The organism is Halomonas sp. BC2, from assembly GCF_002078115.1.
GTDB classification, from domain to species: Bacteria; Pseudomonadota; Gammaproteobacteria; order Pseudomonadales; family Halomonadaceae; genus Vreelandella; species Vreelandella stevensii.
On the sequence record NZ_LFGT01000014.1, the window covers coordinates 1 to 6,840 of the forward strand.

The following is a 6,840-nucleotide window of genomic DNA, read 5'->3' on the forward strand; positions in this document are numbered from 1 at the left end:
TCACCGACATCGCAAAAACATTCAAGTCTTCCTATGAAGAAAACCGCCCACCGCCAACAGCTTACGCTGCCTGACGATGGGCGGGCTTAGTGCCGATTAGAAAACTACTAGCTCAGCGCTTCCAACGATTCCTCGATAATGCTTAACCCCTCCTCCAGCACCGCAGACGACACCGTCAGCGGCACCAGGATGCGGATGCTGTTGCCGTAGAAACCACACGACAGCAGGATCAGGCCTTTCTCGCGGGCTTTGGCGCAGAGCGCGGCGGTCATCTGCGGGTCGGGCTTGCCATCGCGGTTGAGCAGTTCGAACGCGGCCATGGCGCCGAGTTGGCGGCCGTGGGCGACGGCGGGGAAGCGTTCTTCCCAGACCGCGAAGCGTTCAGCCAGCATGTTGCCCATCTGCTCGCTGCGGGCGAGGATGTTCTCTTCTTCGATGGCGTCGATCACCGCCAGGGCCGCCGCACAGGAGAGCGGGTTGCCGCTGTAGGTGCCGCCCAGCGAGTTGGGGCCGGAGGCGTCCATGACCTTGGCGGTGCCGACCACCGCAGAGAGCGGCATGCCGTTGGCGAGGCTCTTGGCGGTGGTGAGAATGTCCGCTTCGATGCCGCTGTGTTCCAACGCAAACAGCTTGCCGGTACGGGCGAAGCCGGACTGCACTTCGTCGGCGATCAGCAGAATGCCGTGCTCGTCGCACAGCGCGCGCAGCGCTTTCAGGTAGTCCGGTGAGGCGATGTAGAAACCGCCCTCACCCTGTACCGGCTCGATCACGATGGCTGCCGTGCGGTGCGGGGCGATATCGGTTTTGAACAGCGTGCGAATGGCGTTCAGCGAGGCTTCTTCGCTGATGCCGTGCAGTGGGTTGGGGAACGGGGCGCGGAATACGTCGCCCGGCATGGGGCCGAAGTCGTTCTTGTAGGGCAGCACCTTGCCGGTCATCGCCAGGGTCATCATGGTGCGGCCGTGGAAGGCACCATCGAAGGTGATGATGCCGGTGCGGCCAGTGGCGGCGCGGGCGATCTTCACGGCGTTTTCCAGCGCTTCGGCGCCGGTGTTCACCAGCATGGCTTTGCGCTCGGGGCCGCGTACCGGCGTCAGTTCGCAGAGCTTTTGGCACAGCTGCACGTAGGGCGCGTAGGAGATCACCGCCGCGCTGGTGTGCATGACTTTCTTGAGCTGCGCTTCCACGGCGGCGACGATTTTCGGGTGGCGATGGCCCAGGTTGAGCACGCCGATGCCGCCCGCGAAGTCGATCCAGCGGTTGCCGTCGGCGTCCCACAGTTCGGCGTTTTCGGCGCGCTCGGCAAACTGGGTGGTGGGCGTGGCGGCACCGTTGGCCACGAAGCGGTTTTTCAGGTCGTTCAATTCTTGGTTAGTCATCATCGTTCTCTTTACAGGCCGCCTACGCAGACGTATTTCAGTTCGGTAAATTCATCGAGGCCGTGGTGGGAGCCTTCGCGGCCCAACCCGGACTCCTTCACGCCGCCAAACGGCGCCAGCTCGGTAGAGATCAGCCCTTCGTTGACGCCGACCATGCCGTATTCAAGCGCTTCCATGGTGCGCCAGATGCGGCGGTAATCCGTGGCGTAGAAGTAGGCAGCCAGGCCAAACGGCGTGTCGTTGGCCATGGCGATGGCTTCTTCGTCCTGCTTGAAGCGGAACACCGGCGCGACTGGGCCGAAAGTCTCTTCGTCGGCGACGGCCATTTCAGTGGTCACATCCGCCAGCACCGTGGGGGTGAAGAAGCGCTCGCCCGCCGCGTGGGGCTGGCCGCCGCACAGCAGGCGCGCGCCTTTGTTCACCGCGTCGTCGACATGGCGCTGCACTTTATCCACCGCTGCCTGGTTGATCAGCGGGCCGATGATGCTGCCGTCGGCCAGGCCGTCGCCTACCTTCAGCGCGTTCACACGTTCGGTGAGCTTGGCGACGAAGGCATCGTAAATGCCGTCCTGCACCAGGAAGCGGTTGGTGCATACGCAGGTTTGCCCGGCGTTGCGGAATTTGGAGGCGATGGCTCCGTTCACGGCAGCGTCCACATCGGCGTCGTCAAACACGATGAACGGCGCGTTGCCGCCCAGCTCCATGGCGGTTTTCTTCACCGTGCTGGCGCACTGTGCAAGTAAGTGCTTACCCACCGGGGTAGAGCCGGTAAACGACACTTTGCGCACCCGTGCATCGGTGGTGAGCACTTCGCCCACGGCGGCAGGCTTGGAGGCCGTTACCACGTTGATGGTGCCGGCGGGAAGGCCCGCTTCCAGCGCCAGGTAGGCGGCGGCCAGCGCGGTGAGCGGGGTGGCTTCGGCGGGTTTGATGACCACGGTGCAGCCCGCAGCCAGGGCCGGGGCGCACTTGCGGGTAATCATCGCCAGCGGGAAGTTCCACGGGGTGATCGCGGCCACCACGCCTACCGGCTCGCGCAGTACCAGCAGGCGCTTGTCAGCGCCGTGGCTGGGCAGGGTTTCCCCGGCCATGCGCTTGGCTTCTTCGGCGAAGAACTCGATGAACGAGGCGCCGTAGGTCACTTCGCCTTTAGCTTCCGCCAGCGGCTTGCCCTGCTCCAGGGTCATCAGGCGGGCCAGGTCGTCGGCGTGCTCATTGACCAGCTCAAACCAGCGGCGCAGCAGGGCCGAGCGCTGTTTGACCGGGGTGGTGCGCCAGGCGGCACCGGCTTCGTAAGCGGCAGCCACGGCGTCGCGTGTGTCGTCGGCGCTTAAATCCGCCACGTGGGCGATGGTTTCGCCGGTGGCGGGGTTGTCCACCGCGAAGGTCTGCTGGCCCTTACGCCACTGCCCGCCCACCAGGGCCGGTACGGCATCGTGCAACCACTGTTCTATAAAGCTCATAACATTCTCCTGGTCTAAAACCTAACAAGCACGCTAGCAGCAAATCTTAGGCAGGAGAATGCACCACTTTTGCGTTCAAGCAGACCACTTTTCTGTTTTACTACGATATTGAAAGAGCATTATCGACAAGGGAGAACTTGGATGGATTGCCAAGTCGCTTTACAACAACTCATAAAAAGCTATGCGCAGCAGCCTGAACGGTTGAGTAAGCAAGTAAGGTTAGAGCAGGCATTAAGGCAATCGATCAATCAAGAGTGGCCTCACCAAACTCGACTACCTTCACATCGCAAGCTTGCGGCAGCCTTAGGAGTCGCTCGGAACACCTTTTCTTTAGCGGTTGCCACGCTTATCGAAGAAGGACTGCTTACAACCTCACACGGCAGTGGAACGTGGAGCTGTAAAGTGGCGGCTCCCACTACCTCAACGCCCACCAAGGTGCAGCTATCCAATCGTGCCCAGCGAGTACTGCGATGGCCGGGGGCAAGTACTGTTCAGAGCGGGGCCTTCGTGCCGGGCATCCCAGACATTGCCCAGTTTCCGATGCGCAAGTGGCGCCAGCTCTATGCCAGCGTCACGGTGCCGCAAAATGCCCTGCTGCTCTCCTACTCCACCGGGGGCTACGGGCCGCTGAAGCGGGCCATCCGCGAATTTCTGGCCCGCTGGCGCAATATTCACTGCGATACCGAGCAGATCATCATTACCGACGGCACCCACAACGGCATCGAGCTGTGCGCCGTGGCCCTGGCGGATGTGGGCGACACGGTGGCCATGGAGTCGCCCTGTTACTGGGGCGCACGCAACGTCTTCACGGCGGCGGGCTTGAACATCGACATGCTGCCTTGGCAGCCGGACACGGGCCATACACTGCCCACCGCTTCCGGCCCGGTCACGCTGGCTTACCTTACCGGCTCGCACCACTACCCGCTCAGCGTGCCGACCCGTGCCGCCCACAAGCAGCGCTTGTGCGAGGCGCTTGCGCCCCGCTATGTGGTCGAGGATGACTACGAGTTCAACCGGGACGATCATGCCAATCTACTTTTTGATACCACCTCTGAGCGCCATTTGCTGGTAGGCTCGTTCTCCAAGATGATGTTTCCCGGCCTGCGGCTGGGCTATCTGGTGGTGCCGCGCCACTTGGCGGGGCCGATGAACCGCCTGCGCAGCGAGCTGTTTCGCGAGGGCCGCATGCTGGACCAGGCGGTGCTGGCCCAGTTCATCTTCGACGGCGACCTGGATGCCTGGTGTCGGCGTATTCAACGGGATTATCTAGGCCGCCAGCAGGTGCTGCACGACCAGCTGTGCTCGCTGCCTCAGGTGCGCTCGGTCTCGCCGCCCAGCAGTGCCATCAGCCTGTGCGTGGAGTTCGCGCCGGGCGTCAACGACGTGGCCATCGCCCAGGCGCTGCTGAAAGAGCACTTGATCGTGCGGCCTTTGAGCCCGGTGTGCGCCGCCTCTGACCCTCGCGTGGGCCTGGTGATGGGGGTGGGTATGCTGTCGGGGGAAACCCTGGCACGCGAAGCGCAGCGCCTGCGCCGCTGCCTGGAACCACTGCTGCGCCAGGGGCACTGACCCCGTATAACCACTTATTCACAAGGAACGTCCTATGCATCGCCCTGTTGATAACTCTCTGGCCTGGCGCCTATGGTTGAGCATCGCGGCGCTGTTGCTGCTGTCGGGGTGTGCCTCATTGGCGCCCAGCCCGCCACAGGACCAGAGCAACATCTGCGAAATCTTCCGCGAGCAGCCCAGCTGGTACGACTATGCGCGGGAGTCTCAGGAGCAGTGGGGCACGCCGATTGCCACCCAGATGTCGTTCATTCAGCAGGAGTCCTCGTTCCGAAGCCATGTGCGCCCCGACCGCAAGCGCTACCTGGGCTTCATTCCCGGCCCGCGCCCTTCATCGGCCAGGGGCTATGCCCAGGCACAGGACCCGGTGTGGGGCGAATACCGCGATCAGGCTGGCAGCATGTTTGCGCGGCGCACTCACATGAAGCACGCCACCGACTTCATCGGCTGGTACAACGCCCGCACCCGCGCGCAAACCGGCATTTCCCTGAGCAACCCCGAACACCTTTATTACGCTTACCATGAAGGCGCGGGCGGCTATCAGCGTGGCACCTACCGCAATAAGCCCCACGTGCTCAGCGCGGGCCGCCAGGTCGCCCAGCGAGCCGGGCGTTATCAAGCCCAGCTGAACAGCTGTGAAGCCGAGTTTCAGTGTCGACGCTTCTATCAGGTCTGGCCCTTTTGCCGTAGCTGAGGGCACGCATCTTGACCCTGTTGGTAGGTAGCTTATTCGTTGGCGTGGTGTTTTTTACTTCCCTGCTGTCTGGCGTGTTTGGCATGGCGGGCGGGCTGGTGTTGCTGTGGTTTCTGCTGGTGATCTTCCCGGCGGGCACCGCCATGGCCGTACATGGGGTCATTCAACTGACCGCCAATGGGTCGCGGGCATGGCTATCGCGTCGCTTCATCGTCTGGCGGATCGTGGCGCTCATGACGCTGGGGGTTACGAGCGCCGCCGGGTTGCTGCTGCTCTTCAACTACGCGCCCAACGCGGCGACGGTGTCGCTGCTGATCGGCCTGATGCCGCTACTGGTCTGGATGCCCAAACACTGGTTTCAACTGGACGCCAAACGCCCCAGCCATGCCGTATGCTGCGGCCTGGCCTCCGGCGGCCTGACCATCGCCGCCGGGGTGTCTGGTCCGCTGATCGACATCTTCTTCGTGCGCTCCCACATGGACCGCCGCCAGGTGGTGGCCACCAAGGCAATGATTCAGGTCGTCGCTCACTCCATCAAGATCATCTTTTACCTGGGGGCAGCGCTGGCACTCAGCGCTGGCGAGTGGGCCATGGTGTTGCTGGCCGCGCCCTTTGCCATGCTGGGCACCCAAACCGGCACGCGGATCCTGCACCGCCTGACCGATGCCAACTTCCGCACCTGGACCCGCTGGATCGTCACCGGCATTGGGGTGTTCTACTTCCTGCAGGGGGGTTACCTGCTGACACGCTAAGCGTTGATGGCACTTACAGCACCCATGGGTTGGCGAATGTCAGCCTGCCCGCTCATAGCCTGTGATTGACACTGCGATTGAAGGAGGCTATCTTCACCAAAAGATGCAAATGAGAAACACTCTCTTTTTAGCCATCCCCCTGGCAGAGAAAGAGCCGTTGAGGTGAAGGAACATCCCATGACCAGTGAACAGCGCCAGCTTCGTCAAACCCTGCTGTTTTTACGCACGTCGTTTGAAGCCGTTCAGCACTCGATTGCAGGAAGGCTGGAAGACCCGCTGCCCTGCTGGCTGGATAGCAGCATGCTCTCCCTGCTCTCCCGCGAGCTGACCCGCTGCTGCCAGCAAGCCAAGCCACTATTCGCCCCGGCGGTGGTCGAGCAGCTGTTCATCGCCTCGCAGCAGTGCGACCTGCTGCTCAAGCAGTGCCCCGGCGTGCTCAGCAGCGCCGTCTGCCACCGCCAGCTCAGCGCCATCATGCTGCCACTGGCCAGCGCCATCGGGCAGATCGACACGCCCGCCAAGCGCCGCTGGCCTTGGTCCAAGAGCCGTCACTAACCGTTTTCTTTTATTTTTTGCCCCCATGGGCAATTATTTGTTTACCCTCAGCGCTTAACCGATATTTTTGCGTTGGGCTGCGCGGCGACTCAGGTTGAGTCATTTCAATCAACCCTGCATCAAGCAGTGGTTTCAGCAGCCCAGTGCGAAATTTGGTTCGGTTAGCGCGACCCATGATGCTCATTAGAAAGGCGATTGGTACTTCTTCCACGCAGGCCTGGAGAAGTTCTACTTGCTCCTTACTTAGTCCCTGCTTAGGCCCTACTTGATCCATGATTTTTAAGTCAGGCTCCTCGGCAGCAGCTTCAATGAGGAAGCCTGTATGCACGGGCAGTCGAATGAGAAAGTAGCTGCGCTCATCGTCAGTTTCGAATATCGGTTCTGGGGAGCCATTTGCCCTCATTACGCGAAGGATTTTGGGCACTCCCGTT

Annotated in this window: 7 protein-coding genes; 4 read left to right on the forward strand and 3 right to left on the reverse strand. The window is 62.0% G+C overall.

Going from position 1 to position 6,840, the window contains the following annotated elements:
* Nucleotides 1-107: 107 nt before the first annotated feature.
* Together gabT and B7L71_RS10695 are read right to left on the reverse strand one after the other, a co-directional pair.
* Nucleotides 108-1,379, reverse strand: a complete 1,272-nt coding sequence (gabT, locus tag B7L71_RS10690; RefSeq protein ID WP_081137861.1) for a 4-aminobutyrate--2-oxoglutarate transaminase — start codon at nt 1,377-1,379, stop codon at nt 108-110.
* Between the two features lie 11 nt (nt 1,380-1,390).
* Entirely contained in the window at nt 1,391-2,842 is a 1,452-nt protein-coding gene (locus B7L71_RS10695; RefSeq protein ID WP_081137863.1) for an NAD-dependent succinate-semialdehyde dehydrogenase, read from the reverse strand.
* Between the two features lie 141 nt (nt 2,843-2,983).
* On the opposite strand from B7L71_RS10695, the gene B7L71_RS10700 reads away from it, so the two are divergent.
* The 4 genes from B7L71_RS10700 to B7L71_RS10715 all read left to right on the forward strand — a co-directional run bounded on the left by B7L71_RS10700 (nt 2,984) and on the right by B7L71_RS10715 (nt 6,409).
* Complete coding sequence (locus B7L71_RS10700) at nt 2,984-4,411, forward strand: aminotransferase-like domain-containing protein (protein WP_081137865.1); 1,428 nt, start codon at nt 2,984-2,986, stop codon at nt 4,409-4,411.
* Nucleotides 4,412-4,445: 34 nt separating this feature from the next.
* The gene (locus B7L71_RS10705; RefSeq protein WP_052196287.1) at nt 4,446-5,102 is read left to right on the forward strand and encodes a transglycosylase SLT domain-containing protein; all 657 of its coding nucleotides are present in this window, start codon (nt 4,446-4,448) and stop codon (nt 5,100-5,102) included.
* A gap of 11 nt (nt 5,103-5,113) precedes the next feature.
* Nucleotides 5,114-5,854 (forward strand): sulfite exporter TauE/SafE family protein, encoded by a 741-nt coding sequence (locus tag B7L71_RS10710; protein WP_081137867.1) that lies wholly within the window; start codon nt 5,114-5,116, stop codon nt 5,852-5,854.
* A 177-nt stretch (nt 5,855-6,031) separates the two neighbouring features.
* Nucleotides 6,032-6,409: a hypothetical protein gene (locus B7L71_RS10715; RefSeq protein WP_081137869.1), complete on the forward strand. Its 378-nt coding sequence runs from the start codon at nt 6,032-6,034 to the stop codon at nt 6,407-6,409.
* 10 nt (nt 6,410-6,419) lie between these two features.
* Here the strand turns inward: B7L71_RS10715 and B7L71_RS10720 are convergent.
* Nucleotides 6,420-6,840: Fic family protein (locus B7L71_RS10720; protein WP_446497423.1), on the reverse strand; the 421-nt coding region annotated here is incomplete at its 5' end.